Origin of the sequence: Tsukamurella sp. USMM236 (assembly GCF_037148755.1) — a bacterium.
Taxonomy (GTDB): Bacteria; Actinomycetota; Actinomycetes; order Mycobacteriales; family Mycobacteriaceae; genus Tsukamurella.
Genome location: NZ_JBBCSS010000001.1, coordinates 166515 through 181096, shown reverse-complemented (window position 1 = coordinate 181096; position 14582 = coordinate 166515). Strand labels below are relative to the sequence as shown.

Below are 14582 nucleotides of genomic sequence, written 5' to 3'. Positions count from 1 at the left end.
GCCTGTGACTAAGCCGCCGCGCCCGGCACCGTCGGGACGGCCAGCGGGGTCGATCCCGCCGGCGCCGCGGGTGCCGCCGGAGCGGCGGGTGCGGTGGTCGCGGCGGCCGCGGGAGCGGACGGGACGGCCGGTGCCGCCGGGGCGGCGGGCGCCGACGGCGTGGTCGCGCCCGGGGTCGCGGCGGCGGCCGTGTCGCCCGGGGTGACGGGGACCGCGGGGACTCCCGTCGGGGTGTCGCCCGGGGTCGGGTTGATGCCGACCACGTCGCCCCAGCCCGGGATCAGGTTGAGCAGCGGGAGCGGCGGCAGGCTCGGCGCGCCGCCCGCGGCGAAGGCCGTGGCCCAGTTGAGGAGGGTCGCGGGCGCGGAGACGCCCGACGGGACCACCTGGGCGCCGTTCGCCTTCGAGTAGTAGATGGTGCCGTTCTGGTACGACTGCAGCATCGAGCCGTCGGGGAAGGCGATCGGGTTCGCGACGACGCGGCCGAGCGTGCCCTTCTCGCCGCCCGCGGCGGCGTACGCGGCCTCGACCGCGGCCTTGCCGGTCACGGCCTGCACCACGGGCGCCACTGCGGAGGCGGCGGGCGGCGCGGGGATGCCCGGGATCGCCGGCGCGGCCGGCGCGGTGGGCGCAGCGGCGACCGTCGGGACCGCGGGGGCGGCGGGGGCGGCGGCTGCCGGGGCGGCGCCGGGCACCGTCGGGACCGCGGGGGCGGCCGGGGCAGCCGGGGCCGCGGCGACGGCACCCGCCGAGGCGGTGGGCGTGGTCGCGCCCACCGGGGCGGACTGCGCCGCGTTGGGGGCGGTCGGGACCGGGTTGAACGGGTCGACGGGGGCCGCCACGATCGGCTGGTCCACCACGCGCCCGGGGACCGGGGCCTGGTTCGCCGTCGACGGTGCGGTGGCCGCGCCGGGCGTGCTCGGGGCGCCGGGCGCGGGGGCCGCGGCCGGGGCCTGGCCGTCGATGGTGAACCAGTCCGAGCGCAGGCCCAGCTTCTTACGGACCTCGTCGCCCTTCGCGGTGACGGTACGGTTCGCGCCGACGATCTCGACGGCCTCGACGCGGCCGGCCTGCGCCGACTGCGTCTTGACCACGCGGATGGACTTGAACGCGCCGACGCCGAACTCCTGCGCGATCTTCGCGGTGGGGACCTTCTGGGTCCAGTTCTTGAACGGGGAGACGACGTCGCCGTCGTCCTTGACCGCCGTGAAGTCGCCGCCCGCGGTGAAGCCGCCGGTGGAGCTGGAGAACTCCGTCGAGACGGCGTAGCCGTTCTTGGCCATGACGAGGCCGGCGGTGCTCGCGACGGCCTTGTCGGTGCGCGGGTCCTCCTTGCCGGCGCCGCCGTAGACCTGCGAGTCCTGGGTATCGTTGTAGCGGTCGCCGCGCTTGGCGCCCTCGGCCAGCGCGTACGAGCGGGCCGCGATCGCCTGGGCGCGCAGGGCCTCGTAGCCGCCCTGGTCCGCCCACTCGACCTTGCTCTCGACGGGGACCACGCCGCGGACGTAGTCCTCGATGGTGACCACGTTGAAGACCTTGCCGTCCTTGGCCGCGATCGCGCCGCGGTAGGTGGCGTTCGTGCCGCAGAACTTCAGCAGCTCGCCGACGGGGCGGTTCGCCTCGGCGTTGAGCGGGGCGATGGTGGCGTCGTCGCCCGCGGGGATCGTCTTGACGACGGGGCCGCCGCAGCCGGTGGTGATGACGGCGTTGCCGCCCTCGAGCCGCACGGCCTGGCCGGGCGCGACGGGCTGGTCGCCGATCTTCGCGCCCGCCGGGGCCAGCACGTTCGCGGCCTTCTGGGTGGTGAGCTGCACGCGGACGGGCAGATTGGTATCGGCACGGGAGAGCTGCGAGCCGCCGTAGTAGTGGGCGACGATCTGCTCGGCCATCCAGCCTGACTTCGCGTAGCCGAACGCGCCCCACTGGCCGAGGCCGCGGCCGTGACCGTTGCCCTGTCCGGTGAAGGTCACGTCGCTGCCGGCGGCCAGCGCGGGATCGCCGACGATGTTGGTGGTGCTGAGCAGCGCGGCGGCGCCGCCCACGGCCAGGGCCGGGAGCAGTGCGAGCGCGACGGTACGCCGTCCGCGGCGGCGACGAGGTCCGCCGTCGATCCACACGGGCATGGCTTCTCCTTAGCTCGACGCAGGTGAGCCGTGCCCGGGAACGGCAAAGCTCAACGTGAGGTCGAGACTAACACCATCTGCAACATTCGTCACGTGAGCAACATTTGTCACATCGGTCACAGGAGGGGTCTGCGTGGCGCGGAGTAGCCCGCGGGGGGCGATGCGTCGCGCGCATCGACCGATCGAGCAATCAGGTCATCTACCTGCGCAAACGGAGGGTATGCGCGGCGCGCATACCCTCCGCGAACGACTACAGGGCTCCACCCGGCCAGGGCACGCGCCCACGCCGCACGGTCGCACGAGCTAGAACCAGCGCTCCAGCACCCGCGCGACGCCGTCGTCGAGGTTCGTCGCGGTCACGGTGTTCGCGGCGCCGCGGGCCAGCGGGTGGGCGTTGCCCATGGCGACGCCCATGCTCGCCCAGCGCAGCATGGCGGCGTCGTTGGGCATGTCGCCGAACGCGGCGGTGCGGAGCTCGCCGGTGAGGCCGAGGTGCTCGATCGCCAGCTGGATCCCGGTGGCCTTGGTGACGCCGGGGACGTGGAACTCGATGAGCCCGTTGTTGGTGGCGTAGGTGACGTCGGCGAGGCCCTCCAGGTGCGGGGCGACGCGGGCGTGCATCTCGTCGGAGGTCATACCCGGCTGGCGGACCAGCAGCTTCACCGCGGGGTGCGCGAGCACCTCGGCGTCGGCGGCGGTCACGGTGTCGGGCTCGAGCCAGGCGTGCTGGTAGCCGGTCGACGCGGCGAACCGAGGCGTCGCGGAGTCGTGCTCGCCCTGCGCCACCCGCTCGGCGGCGAAGCCGGCGCCCGGCAGATGCCGGTAGACCAGCTCGGCGACGGTCTCCAGCAGCTCCGGCGACATCAGCGCCGCCGAGACCACCCGGCCCGAGCCGGTGTCGTAGAGCACCGCGCCGTTCGCGCACACCGCGAGCGGCGCGAAGTCGAGCTGCTCGGCGATGGGGTCGACGGCCCGCGGCGGGCGCCCGGTGGCCAGCACGAAGTGGCCGCCGGCGTCGCGGACCGCGTTCACGGCGACGTGGGTGCGCAGCGTCAGGCGCTCGTGATCATCGACGAGCGTGCCGTCGACGTCGCTCGCGACCAGGATCGGCGCGGCGCCGAGCGTGTCGAGACCCGGCGCAGTCGATGGCGCCTCAGGCACCGTCGGCCTGACGTTCCTCCCGGGCGCGACGGCGCTCGTCGAGGTCGGCGGCGTCCATGGCGTCCGCCTCCTCCAGCGTGGGCGCGGTGCCGCCGAGGCGCGCGGGCACCCAGGGCTCGCCCTGCGGGTGCGGGCCGTAGAGGTCCTGCAGCTGCAGCAGCATGGCCTGCATCGACTCCTTGAGTCGCGCGGTCAGCTCGTCGGGCGGCCCGACGGGGTCGAGCGGGTCGCAGACGCCGATGACGACGCGGAACTTGTTCCGGCCGAGCTGCTTGGGCAGGCCCTTGGTCCAGACCTGTTGCGCGCCCCACACCACGACGGGGACGATCGGCACGTTCGCCTCGATCGCCATGCGCGCGGCGCCGGATTTGAAGCCCTTGAGCTCGAAGCTGCGGCTGTGCGTCGCCTCCGGATAGACGCCGACGAGCTCGCCGCTCTTCAGCGCGTCCACCGCGGCCTGGTAGGCGGTCGCCCCGGCCTCGCGGTCGACGGGGATGTGCCGCAGCGCGCGCATGATGGGGCCGGTCTTGGAGTTGTCGAAGACCTCCTGCTTCGCCATGAACCGCACCTTGCGGTGGCCGGCCTCGTCGGCGGGCTTCCCGGCGAACGGGAAGTCCAGGTAGCCGGTGTGATTGATGGCGACCACGGCACCGCCCGTGCGGGGGAACTTATGGAAGTCCACCTCGGTGAACTTGATGCCCTGATAGGCCCACATGCCGCGGGCCACCTTGATGATCGTTCCGTAGACGGGTTCCACACCGTCAGCGTAGCCGCGCGGTCGTCTCCACGGTGTGTCAGCCGGTACGCCGAGCGCCCATTACGCTGTAGCGGTAACGAACACAGGCGAAAGGCTCCACAGTGCAGGTCACCAGCGTCGGGCACGCGGGTTTCCACGTCTCCACCGCCGCAGGCACCATCCTGTGCGATCCGTGGGTCAACCCCGCGTACTTCGGGTCGTGGTTCCCCTTCCCGGACAACACGCAGCTGGACTGGAAGGCCCTGGGTGACGTCGACTACCTCTACGTCTCCCACCTGCACCGCGATCACTTCGATGCGCGCAACCTCGCCGAGAACGTGAGCAAGGACGCCACCGTCCTGCTGCCCGACTACCCCGTGCCGGACCTGCGGCGTGAGCTGGAGAAGCTGGGCTTCACGAAGTTCTTCGAGACGCAGGACTCGGTGAAGCACACGCTCAGCGGCCCCAAGGGCGAGCTCGACGTGATGATCATCGCCCTGCGCGCCCCCGCGGACGGCCCCATCGGCGACTCGGGCCTCGTCGTCTCCGACGGCGAGACGGTGCTGTTCAACATGAACGACGCCCGCCCCGTCGACATGGAGGTGCTCGACGAGTTCGGCGGCATCGACGTGCACCTGCTGCAGTACTCGGGCGCCATCTGGTACCCGATGGTCTACGACATGCCGAAGGGCTCCAAGCGCCGCTTCGCCGAGCAGAAGCGCCAGCGCGGCATGGATCGCGCCCGCAGCTACGTCGACCAGGTCGCCGGCACCTGGGTCGTGCCGTCGGCGGGCCCGCCCGCCTTCCTCGATCCCGAGCTGCGCTACCTCAACGACGAGGGCCGCGTGGACCGCGAGACGATCGGCGGCGACCCGTCGAACATCTTCCCGGACCAGATCACCTTCCTGGAGCAGATGCGGGAGAACGGGAACGACGGGGGCCTGCTGTTCATCCCCGGCACTGTCGGCGACTTCCGGGGCAAGGAACTCGTTTCGCTCACGCACCCGGTCTCCGAGGCCGAGGTGATGGACATCTTCGAGAACAAGACCGCGTACCTGGACGCCTTCGCGGCGCGCCAGGCGCCGGTGCTCGAGGCCGAGAAGGCCACCTGGGCGGCCGACGACGGGGTGCCGCTCCTCGGCGCCCTCAAGGCCAAGTTCGAGCCGATCATGCAGGCGTCCGCGCTGATCAGCGACGGGATCGGCTACGCGGTCGGGCTGGAGATGGCCTCGCCCGACGGTGCCGTCGAGACCGTGGTGCTGGACTTCCCGAACCGCACGGTCCGCAGCCCGGAGGAGGGCGACGGCAAGTACCGGTACGGCTTCCGCATCGCCGCCGAGCTCGTCCGCACCGTGCTGCGCGACGACGAGCCCGACTGGGTGAACACGATCTTCCTGTCGACTCGGTTCACCACGTGGCGCATCGGCGGCTACAACGAGTTCCTCTACACCTTCTTCAAGTGCCTCACCGACGAGCGGATCGCGTACGCGGACGGCTGGTTCTCCGAGGCGCACGACGACACCGCGTCGACGGAGCTCGACGGCTGGGAGGTGCAGCGCCGCTGCCCGCACCTCAAGGCCGACCTGTCGAAGTTCGGCGTCGTCGACGGCGGCAAGCTGACCTGCAACCTGCACGGCTGGCAGTGGGACCTGGAGTCCGGCCGCTGCCTGACCTCCAGCGGGCACGAGCTGCGCGCGAAGAAGCTGACATGAGCGGGCCGCGGCGTCCGCGCAACAACCGGCAGCGCGTCGAGGACTACTACGGCGTGCACGACACGGGCATGGGCTCGCGCCCGGCGCCCGCCGCACCGCCCGCTCCCCCGACGGTGCCGCCCGCCGGTCCCCCGCCGCAGGGCCCGCCCCAGGGGCAGGCTGCCCCGGGCCAGCCGCCGCAGGCGCCCCGCCGGCCGCGTGTGATCCCGCCGCCCGAGGTGCAGGTCGCCGCGAAGGAGGCGGCCCGCGCGGCCGCGGGCGCGCCGCCGTCCGCACCGGGCACGCCGGGCGCCGGTCCGGCACCGTCGGATCCGCTGGCCGGCCTCGCGTCGCCGTCGTTCTCGCAGGCCGACAGCCCGGCGCCCGAGGCGCCGCGCACCAAGCCCGACCCCCTGACGGACCCGCTGACCTCGGAGACCTTCCAGGGCGTGCAGCCCGCGTCGGACACCTACGAGGCGGGCGTGGTCGGCGGCTTCGGCTACAGCGCGTCGACGGGGCCGCAGACGGCGTCGAACACGTCCGCGACCGCCTTCGACGGCAGCTTCGACCAGTTCGCGCCGCCGCGCTTCGAGCCCCGCGCCGAGGGACGCACGGAGGACCTCTGGGCCGATCCCGCGCCGCAGTCCGCGCACGAGGACGGCGAGACCCTCGAGGCGACGTTCGAGGCGCACCCCGAGTCCGAGACCCTCGACGAGCCCGACGAGTCGTACATCGACGTCGAGGTGGTGGACGTCGAGGTGGACGCGGCGCACACCGCCGAGTCCGAGCCGGAGCCGGAGACCGAGGAGTCCGCCGAGACCGAGGCGGCCGAGGCGGCCGCCGCTGCGACCGAGACCGCCGATCCGGTGGCGAACTCCGCCGACGACGAAGCGCAGGCGGTCGACGACGGTGCTGCCGACGACGAGGCAGCGGCGGTCGCGGACCCGGTGGAGACCGAGGTATCCGAGGTATTCGAGGACGCCGGCGAGCCCGGCGATGCGGCGGACGCCGACGACTCCGCGGAGCCCGACGACGCCGCGCCCGCGGAGGAGCCGGCACGCCCGACGTTCGCGGAGCCGCTCGCGATCGATCCGTACCCGTACACGCAGATCGATGAGACCTACGTCGACTCCGAGACCCTGCAGAATCTGCAGAACCGCCAGGCACCGCACGAGCCGAAGGACCCCGGTGACATGACCGAATTCAACGAGTCCCTGAACGAAGCCATGACCATCGACGGCGCGCTGGGCGTCGCGCTGGTCGATGCGAGCAGCGGCATGGCGCTCGCGACCGCCGGCGATCCCGCGGAGTTCAACCTCGAGGTCGCGGCCGCGGGCAATTCGGCGCTGGTGCAGGCGATGAGCCGCACGCTGGGCGATCTGGACCTGGACGACCACATCGAGGACATCCTCATCACGCTCGGCACGCAGTACCAGATCGTGCGCCCGATCAACCAGGGCACCGACGACCTGTTCCTCTACCTTGTGCTGGACCGCTCGCGCGCCAACCTCGCCATGGCCCGCTTCCGCCTCACCAAGCTCGCGGAGCAGATCGAGGTCTGACGGCCCCGGCGGCCGATTCCTCGCAGCACCGCCGCCGCTGCATGCGCGGTAACGTAGCTCCAATGCACGATGGTTCAGTCGAGGTGCCGACACCACGCTGGCGACGGCCACCGGGATGGGCGCTCGCCGCGTTCACCGCGCTCGTCGGCGGCGTCTGGATCTACGCCGAGAGCAAGCTGGGCGGCGACATGTTCCTCGGGTTCGCGGTGCTCCTCGGCATCGCGATCGCCGGCCTGACGTGGTTCGTCCGCACGGTCGTCGCGCTGTCACACCGCCGGGCATGGAGTCCGATGTTCCTCGTCGCGCCGCTGATCGGCGCGGTGACGGTCGCGACGGTCTGGCTCGGCATCCCGTTCCAGGCGCGCTGGGCCCTCGCGCGACCGGCCTTCGAACGCGCGGCCCAGGCGACCCTGTCGGGCGAGCTCCCCCTGCACGAGAACAGGACGATCGGCGGCTACGAAGTCAGCCCGTCGATCACCGACGGGACGGTGCGCTTCATGATGTGGGGCTCCGGCGGACTCATGGACATCCACTACCTCGTGTACGCGCCAGAGGGGACGACGGTCCGCGCCTACGGCGAGCACGCGGACCGCAACACCGTTGAACACATCGACGGGCCGTGGTGGCACGTGATGGAGATCTTCTAGCACCGCGATCGGGGACACCCTTCGCGTCGTACCCTGCGTCGGCCATGATCTTCGGCAACCAGGTGTTGAGACCGTAGGTCTGCAGCAGCCCGGCGAAGCTCGTGAGCCCAGTAGCGCGCGACTCTCGGATTCTGTCCATCACGGACAGCGTGTCCGTAGCGGACAGGATCCGAGAGTCGGGCCCGGAGCATCTACGCCCAGCGGCCCGCGAGGTCGTGGTCGTGGCACGGAACGACTGTGACGTCGCCGGGCAACGCCATGAGGCGCATCATCGTCTCGAAGGTCGCGTCGCGGTCGACATCGACGAGCAGCCCCGGAAAGGCCGCCTTCTGCGCGCCGTGCGCCAGTTGCTCGGAGTGCCAGACCGCGTCGCCGGCCATGAGCACCCGCCCGCGTTCGGTGTTCAGCAGCACGCCGACGCTTCCCGGCGTGTGCCCCGCGAGGTCGACGAGTACGACCGATCCGTCGCCGAAGACATCGTGGCTCGCCGGGAACGCCAGAACGGGCGGACCGTCGAGGTCCCGCAGGTCCATCGTGCGACCGGCGAGCGCGGGGCGGACCCCCGCGGCCGGTGCCAGTTCTCCGGCGACCGCCCACTCGTACTCCCGACGGTGCGCCGTCAACTGCAGGCCCGGTAGGTCGAGCAGCCCGCTGACGTGATCCCAGTGCAGGTGCGTCGACAGCGCGAGGTCGACGCTCGCCGGATCCACTCCGCCGCGGTGCAGCGCCTCGACGGTGCTGAGGACGTCAGGAGACGGCATCACTGCGGCGCGGAGCATCGGCTGCATGGCGCCGAGGACCCGCTCGCGCACCTGGGAGGCGACGGACGGGTCGAGCAGGATCCGGGCGGACGGGTGGTCGATCACGTAGGTGCGCATGCCCATCCGGATCGTCGCCGGACCACGCACCCCTTCGAGCACGGTCATCGTGCGGACGTCGCGCGGGACCTGCGGCAGGGCCCGCAGGCGCACCGCCACCGACGACGCCGGCGGCGCGGCGAGCGTCTCGCGCAGACGCGCGATACGGGCGGGATCGGGTCGGCGCGGGCGCACCGCACCGGCTATCGACTGCCCGACCGCCCGGCAGCACGTGCTCAGCGCCGTCGGTACGACGCGGTCGACGATGTGGTCGGGGCCTGATCTGCTCGGTGGTGTCCGTCATGGCGCTACGGTAGAACTTCAGGTCGACCTGAAGTAAAGGCGGAACGCATGCGCATCGGATATGCGGCGGCGGAGGTGGGCGTCGCGACGCACGTCCTCCGTCATTGGGAGGACGTCGGCGTACTCGTGCCACCACGCGAGCCCGGCGGACAGCGCAGCTACTCCGACGAGCACGTCGCCCGGGCGCGCCTCATCCTGCTGTGCCAGCGGGCGGGCCTGTCGCTCGACCAGATCAAGCAGCTGATCGTCGCCGACACGGCCGGTCGCGCCGAACGACTCCGGGGGCACCGGGAGACGATCGCCGGACGCATCGACGAGTTGCGGCGCGCAGACGCCTTCCTCGAGCACACGCTCACCTGCGCGCATCCCGTCGTCACCCAGTGTCCGGAGTGCTCCGGCTTCGCCTCGGGCCGGGACCTTACGGGCGCAGCACGTCCGTTCCGATGAACGGCTGCAGCGCGACGGGCACGCGGACGGAACCGTCTGGCTGCTGGTGGTTCTCCCAGATCGCGACGAGCCAGCGCGTGGTGGCCAGCGTTCCGTTCAACGTGGCCGCGACCTGCGGCCTACCGTCGGCATCCCGGTACCGGATGCCCAGGCGCCGCGCCTGGAAGGTGGTGCAGTTCGAGGTCGACGTGAGCTCGCGGTAGCGGCCCTGCGACGGCACCCAAGCCTCGCTGTCGAACTTGCGCGCCGCCGACGAGCCGAGGTCGCCCGCCGCCACGTCGATCACCCGGTAGGGCACCTCGACGGCCGCGAGCATCTCCTTCTCCCAGTTCAGCAGCCGCTGGTGCTCGGCCTCCGCGTCCTCCGGCTTGCAGTAGACGAACATCTCGATCTTGTCGAACTGGTGCACGCGGATGATGCCGCGCGTGTCCTTGCCGTACGAGCCGGCCTCGCGCCGGAAGCAGCTCGACTGCGCGGCGTAGCGCACGGGACCGTCGGAGAGGTCGAGGATCTCGTCCATGTGGTAGCCGGCCAGCGGCACCTCCGAGGTGCCCACGAGGTACAGGTCGTCGGCCTCGAGGCGGTAGATCTCGTCGGCGTGCGCACCCAGGAAGCCGGTGCCGGCCATGACCTCGGGCTTGACCAGCACGGGCGGGATCATCAGCGTGAAGCCGTTGGCCACGGCCTTCTGCACCGCGAGCTGCAGCAGCGCCATCTGGAACAGCGCGCCGTAGCCCTTCATGAAGTAGAACCGCGAGCCCGAGACCTTGGCGCCGCGCTCCATGTCGAGCAGGCCCAGGCCCTCGGCGAGCTCCAGGTGGTCCTTGGGGTCGGCGATCTCGGGGATCTCGCCCACGTGCTCGAGCACCACGAAGTCGTCCTCGCCGCCGGCGGGCACGCCGTCGATGATGACGTTGCCGATCTTCCGCGCGACCTCGTCGAACACCTCGTCGGCGCGGCTCTGCGCGGCCTCGGCCTCCTTCACCCGCGCGGCCAGCTCGCCCGCCGCGGCCACGAGGGCCTTGCGGTCCTCGGGCGCCGCCTTGCCGATCGACTTCGACGAGGCCTTGTGCTCGGCCCGCAGGTTGTCGGCCGCCAGCACCGCCGCCCGACGGTCCGCGTCCGCGGACAGCAGGGCGTCGACCAGCGACGGGTCCTCTCCACGGGCGCGCTGCGAGGCGCGCACACGGTCCGGGTTCTCGCGTACCAGCTTGACGTCGATCACCCGACCAGCCTATTACGGCACCGTCGACCCGCCCCGACCGACGTACCGCGCACCCGTCCGCGCCCGGACCGGGCATGATGGAAGGCGATGGCCGACGACACCGAAACCCAGCCCGCACCCGCCGCGAAGACCGGGCGCGCCGGCGCCCTCACCGTGCGCGCCGTCCTGGCCGCGGTGGTCGTGGGCGCGCTCGCCATCGGCGGGATCCTGTTCGCCACCGGCGCCTTCGAGCCGAAGAACGAGGAGAAGGCCCCGCGGCTCGCCGCCGCCGGGACCACCCTCGCCCGCTCCAAGCCCGGCACGTGCCTGACCTGGGACAAGGACCCGTCGACGATGGCCCCCGTGGACTGCGTGCAGCCCCACAAGTTCGAGGTCGCGGGCGAGCCCGCCCGCACCCTGCCGGAGAACGCGCCCTACCCGTCGGCGACGGCCCTGGCCGCGCAGCGCGACCAGCTGTGCCCGCCCGTGGTGACCGAATACCTCGGCACGCGCCTCGACCCGATGGGCCGGTTCCAGATGGGGCTGCTCACCGCCGGCGAGAAGGCGTGGGAGTCCGGGGACCGGACGATGCGCTGCGGCGTGCAGGTGGTCGACGGTGCTGGCAACGCCCTGGAGAACCAGGGCAAGATCGTGAACCAGGACAAGTCGCTGACCTGGCCGCCGGGCACCTGCATCGGCATCGACGACCGCGGCCAGCGCACCGCGCCCGTGGCCTGCACGCAGCCGCACGCCTTCGAGGTGACCGCCGTGATCGACATGCGGCAGGCCTTCCCCGACGCCTCGTGGCCCACCGAGCGGCAGCAGGAGGACTACCTGAGCCGCATCTGCCCGTCGCGCACGACGGGCTGGTTCGGCTCGCAGGACGGGCTGCGGAAGTCCGGCCTGCAGCTCGCGTGGAACAAGCTCTCGCAGCCCTCGTGGACCGCGGGCTCGCGCTCGGTGATCTGCTTCCTGGCCTCGTCGAAGGACGCGCGCACCTTCACCCCGATCACGGGCTCCGCGAAGTCGCCCGACCTGCTCATCGACGGCAAGAAGCCCGTGATGCCGACCTTCCCCGGCGCCGGGCCCGCCCCGACGCCCGCCCCCGGCCGGTAGCCGTGCACGTCTCCCGCCGCGCCTTCCAGGAGTGGGTGTCGGACGCGCTCGACGACGTCCCGCCCGAGCTCGCGAAGGCGATGGACAACGTGGTGGTGCTGGTCCGCGACCGCAACGAGGACGAGCCCACACTGTTGGGCCTGTACGAGGGCATCGCGCTCACCGAGCGGGACTGGAACTACGTGGGCACCCTGCCCGACACCATCACCATCTACCGCGAAGCGCTCATGGACATCTGCGACACCGAGGAGCAGCTGCGCCACGAGATCCGAGTGACCGTGCTGCACGAGATCGGCCATCACTTCGGAATCGACGACCACCGATTGCACGACCTGGGTTGGGCCTGACCGAACCTGGGCTGGGCTGGGCCTGAAAGGAATCCGCATGCCGACCCCGCACAATTCCGCCGCCCCCGGCGACTACGCACCCGCCGTGCTCATGCCGGGCGACCCGCGTCGGGCGCGCCGCATCGCGGAGACGCTGTTCGACGACGCCCGCCTCGTCAACGAGGTGCGCGGCATGGAGGCGTACACGGGCACCGTCGGCGGCCGGCCGATCTCGGTGATGGGCTCCGGCATGGGCATGCCGACGATGACGATCTACGCCACCGAGTTCTACCGCGAGTACGGCGTGCAGCGGATCATCCGGGTCGGCACGTCGGGCGGCTTCCAGGACGACCTGGCCCTGGGCGACGTGATCGTCGCGACCGCCGCGCACATCGACTCGGCGATCAACGACCCGCGCATCCCGGGCGTGAAGTTCGCGCCCGCGGCCTCGTACCCGTTGCTCCGCGCCGCGGTGGACGCCGCCGAGCGCGCCGGGACGCCCGTGCGGGTGGGCCCGGTGTACTCCTCGGACCACTTCTACCTGGCGCGCCCTGGCCTGCACGAGGGGCTGCGCGATCACGGCGTCCTCGGCGTCGACATGGAGACCGCCGCGCTCTACGCCGTCGCCGCGGCGGAGGGCCGGGAGGCGCTGACGGTGCTCACGGTCAGCGACCATCTCTTCCGCGAGGAGGCCATGCCGTCCGAGGACCGCGAGAAGAGCTTCGCCGCCGCCGCGGCCATCGCGATCGAGGCCGCCTTCAGCTGACGGGCGCTAGCCCATCGGGTCCAGGTGCGACGGTGCGTCGGCCCAGCTCACGAGCTCCCACGCGCCGCCGTCGACGGGGCGGAGCACGATCTCGCCGGTGTTCGGCAGGTGGTGTTTGTGCGCGTAGGCACCGTCGACCCCGGACAGGTGGAAGCCGACGAGCCGGATGGCGGCCCCGTGGCTGACCAGGTAGGCGTCGCCGCGCGGCAGGTGCTCGGCGCGGATCGCGTCGACGGCGGGCAGGTACCGCGCGAGCAGGTCCTCGGCGCTCTCCCCGCCGGGCATCGCGGCGGTCGGGTCGCCCTCGTACCAGCCCCGCACGACGTCCTGGAAGACCTTGATGGACGCCTCGTCGTGGAATCCCTCGAGGTCGCCGGCCTGCACCTCGTGCACCCCGTCGATCGCGGCGGTCTCCACGCCCCACGCGGCGGCGATGTGCCCGGCGGTCTGCTGCGCGCGGCGGGCGACCGAGCTGAGCAGCACGGCGGGCGCGGCGTCCGGCCGCTCGGCGCCGTAGCGGCGGGCCTGCTCCGCCCCCTCGGGCGTGAGCGGCGCGCCGGGCGGGCGGGTGTCGAGGATCCGCGCGACGTTCGCGGTGGTCTGGCCGTGCCGGACCAGGTGCAGCAGCCCCGTCATCGCTCGCCCCTGCGCAGGCCGTCGAACCAGGCCTCGGAGTCGCCGGGGTCGACGGGGGCCGTGCCGGGCCCGCCGGGGCGGGGCCAGGAGCCGAGGAAGCGCAGCTCGTCGCACACGCGGTGCAGGGCGCGCAGCGCCTCGCCGACCGCGGGATCGTCGATGTGGCCGACGCAGTCGAAGTGGAAGACGTAGCTGCCGAAGACCGTTCGCTTCGGGCGCGACTCGATGCGGGTGAGATCGACGCCGCGCAGCGCGAATTCGGCCATGCAGAGCGCGAGCGAGCCGGGGCGACTGGGCACGTCGAGCACCACCGAGGTGCAGTCGCTGCCGGTGCGCGCCGGCGCGGGACCGGGCTTGCCGCACAGCACGAACCGGGTGCGGGCGTCGGCCACGTCGGCCACGCCGGTCGCCGCCTCGGTCACGCCGTACATCCGCGCGGCGAGGGCCGTGGTGACGCCGGCGTCGACGCGCCCCTCGGCCACGTCGAGCGCGGCGGCCGAGTTCGAGGCCGCCGGAACCACCTGCGCCTGCGGCATGTTCGCGGCGAGCCAGGCGCGGACCTGCGCGGCGGCCACCGGGTACGCGCCGACGGTGCGGGCCTCGTCGAGGGGCTTCGCGGAGGCGATGGAGAAGGCGACGGCGAGGTCCGTCTCGGCGAAGATCTGCAGCGGCGCACCGAAACCGAGCGTGTCGAGCGTGGGCGTGACCGGCCCCTCGACGGAGGATTCGATCGGCACGCAGGCGAGGTCGGCGGCACCGTCGGCCACCATCTCGAGGGCGGCCACCTGACTGGGAGCGCTGATCCGTTCCGCGCCGACGAGCTCGACGCCCGGCACCGCCATCGCGCCGCGGGCGGCGAGCTCCTGGCACTGCAGCAGCGCCATCTCGGTGAACGTCCCCTCGGGGCCGAAGTAGGCGATGCGCGTCACGCCCCGAGCCTAGCCGGGCCGCCGCGGTGGGGCGGCCCTCCGGTGATTCAGTACAGTCATTTCGTTCTTGCAGAAACA

14 protein-coding genes are annotated in these 14582 nt (G+C 72.4%); 7 read left to right on the top strand and 7 right to left on the bottom strand.

All coding sequences use genetic code 11. The annotated features are described in order from the left end of the window. Positions 1 to 8: 8 nt before the first annotated feature. From WFK95_RS00845 to WFK95_RS00835, 3 genes are all read right to left on the bottom strand, one after another. On the bottom strand, positions 9 to 2123 hold the full coding sequence (locus WFK95_RS00845) for a SpoIID/LytB domain-containing protein (protein WP_336669601.1): 2115 nt from the start codon (positions 2121 to 2123) through the stop codon (positions 9 to 11). A 303-nt stretch (positions 2124 to 2426) separates the two neighbouring features. Next, entirely contained in the window at positions 2427 to 3284 is an 858-nt protein-coding gene (locus WFK95_RS00840) for an HAD family hydrolase (RefSeq protein ID WP_224652138.1), read from the bottom strand. Then, positions 3277 to 4041, bottom strand: coding sequence for a lysophospholipid acyltransferase family protein (locus tag WFK95_RS00835; RefSeq protein ID WP_224652137.1), 765 nt, complete (start codon positions 4039 to 4041; stop codon positions 3277 to 3279). The genes WFK95_RS00840 and WFK95_RS00835 overlap by 8 nt, the downstream gene beginning before the upstream one ends. A gap of 101 nt (positions 4042 to 4142) precedes the next feature. On the opposite strand from WFK95_RS00835, the gene WFK95_RS00830 reads away from it, so the two are divergent. The 3 genes from WFK95_RS00830 (at position 4143) to WFK95_RS00820 (ending at position 7920) form a co-directional block, all read left to right on the top strand. Beyond that, positions 4143 to 5732: a Rieske 2Fe-2S domain-containing protein gene (locus WFK95_RS00830; protein ID WP_224652134.1), complete on the top strand. Its 1590-nt coding sequence runs from the start codon at positions 4143 to 4145 to the stop codon at positions 5730 to 5732. Next, complete coding sequence (locus tag WFK95_RS00825) at positions 5729 to 7273, top strand: roadblock/LC7 domain-containing protein (protein WP_336669600.1); 1545 nt, start codon at positions 5729 to 5731, stop codon at positions 7271 to 7273. Before WFK95_RS00830 ends, WFK95_RS00825 begins: the two co-directional genes overlap by 4 nt. 62 nt (positions 7274 to 7335) lie before the next feature. Beyond that, complete coding sequence (locus tag WFK95_RS00820; protein WP_336669599.1) at positions 7336 to 7920, top strand: hypothetical protein; 585 nt, start codon at positions 7336 to 7338, stop codon at positions 7918 to 7920. A 191-nt stretch (positions 7921 to 8111) separates the two neighbouring features. Here WFK95_RS00820 and WFK95_RS00815 read toward each other — a convergent pair whose 3' ends face one another. After that, positions 8112 to 8972 (bottom strand): MBL fold metallo-hydrolase, encoded by an 861-nt coding sequence (locus WFK95_RS00815; RefSeq protein ID WP_336669598.1) that lies wholly within the window; start codon positions 8970 to 8972, stop codon positions 8112 to 8114. Positions 8973 to 9128: 156 nt separating this feature from the next. On the opposite strand from WFK95_RS00815, the gene WFK95_RS00810 reads away from it, so the two are divergent. Further along, entirely contained in the window at positions 9129 to 9527 is a 399-nt protein-coding gene (locus WFK95_RS00810) for a MerR family transcriptional regulator (protein WP_224652128.1), read from the top strand. On the opposite strand, the gene serS is transcribed toward WFK95_RS00810, so the two are convergent. Further along, a complete protein-coding gene (gene serS / locus WFK95_RS00805) occupies positions 9499 to 10752 on the bottom strand; it encodes a serine--tRNA ligase (RefSeq protein ID WP_224652130.1) in 1254 nt (417 codons plus the stop codon). The genes WFK95_RS00810 and serS overlap by 29 nt on opposite strands. An 87-nt stretch (positions 10753 to 10839) precedes the next feature. Between serS and WFK95_RS00800 the strand changes: the two genes are divergently transcribed. The 3 genes from WFK95_RS00800 to deoD are packed head-to-tail and all read left to right on the top strand — an operon-like array spanning position 10840 to position 12939. Next, positions 10840 to 11847, top strand: a complete 1008-nt coding sequence (locus WFK95_RS00800; protein WP_336669597.1) for a septum formation family protein — start codon at positions 10840 to 10842, stop codon at positions 11845 to 11847. Between the two features lie 2 nt (positions 11848 to 11849). Continuing rightward, the gene (locus WFK95_RS00795; RefSeq protein ID WP_224651999.1) at positions 11850 to 12194 is read left to right on the top strand and encodes a metallopeptidase family protein; all 345 of its coding nucleotides are present in this window, start codon (positions 11850 to 11852) and stop codon (positions 12192 to 12194) included. A 37-nt stretch (positions 12195 to 12231) separates the two neighbouring features. Continuing rightward, positions 12232 to 12939, top strand: a complete 708-nt coding sequence (deoD, locus tag WFK95_RS00790; protein WP_336669596.1) for a purine-nucleoside phosphorylase — start codon at positions 12232 to 12234, stop codon at positions 12937 to 12939. A 6-nt stretch (positions 12940 to 12945) separates the two neighbouring features. Here the strand turns inward: deoD and WFK95_RS00785 are convergent, their stop codons facing one another. Then, complete coding sequence (locus WFK95_RS00785) at positions 12946 to 13575, bottom strand: histidine phosphatase family protein (RefSeq protein ID WP_224651995.1); 630 nt, start codon at positions 13573 to 13575, stop codon at positions 12946 to 12948. Next, positions 13572 to 14504 (bottom strand): prephenate dehydratase, encoded by a 933-nt coding sequence (pheA, locus tag WFK95_RS00780; RefSeq protein ID WP_224651993.1) that lies wholly within the window; start codon positions 14502 to 14504, stop codon positions 13572 to 13574. The genes WFK95_RS00785 and pheA overlap by 4 nt, the downstream gene beginning before the upstream one ends. Between the last annotated feature and the right edge of the window lie 78 nt (positions 14505 to 14582).

Excerpts from the sequence above, each read along its gene's own strand:
- WFK95_RS00820 (WP_336669599.1), top strand. The coding sequence starts at position 7,336 with ATGCACGATGGTTCAGTCGAGGTGCCGACACCACGCTGGCGACGGCCA.
- deoD (WP_336669596.1), top strand. The coding sequence starts at position 12,232 with ATGCCGACCCCGCACAATTCCGCCGCCCCCGGCGACTACGCACCCGCC.
- WFK95_RS00810 (WP_224652128.1), top strand. The coding sequence starts at position 9,129 with ATGCGCATCGGATATGCGGCGGCGGAGGTGGGCGTCGCGACGCACGTC.
- WFK95_RS00845 (WP_336669601.1), bottom strand. The coding sequence starts at position 2,123 with ATGCCCGTGTGGATCGACGGCGGACCTCGTCGCCGCCGCGGACGGCGT.
- WFK95_RS00825 (WP_336669600.1), top strand. The coding sequence starts at position 5,729 with ATGAGCGGGCCGCGGCGTCCGCGCAACAACCGGCAGCGCGTCGAGGAC.
- WFK95_RS00785 (WP_224651995.1), bottom strand. The coding sequence starts at position 13,575 with ATGACGGGGCTGCTGCACCTGGTCCGGCACGGCCAGACCACCGCGAAC.
- WFK95_RS00800 (WP_336669597.1), top strand. The coding sequence starts at position 10,840 with ATGGCCGACGACACCGAAACCCAGCCCGCACCCGCCGCGAAGACCGGG.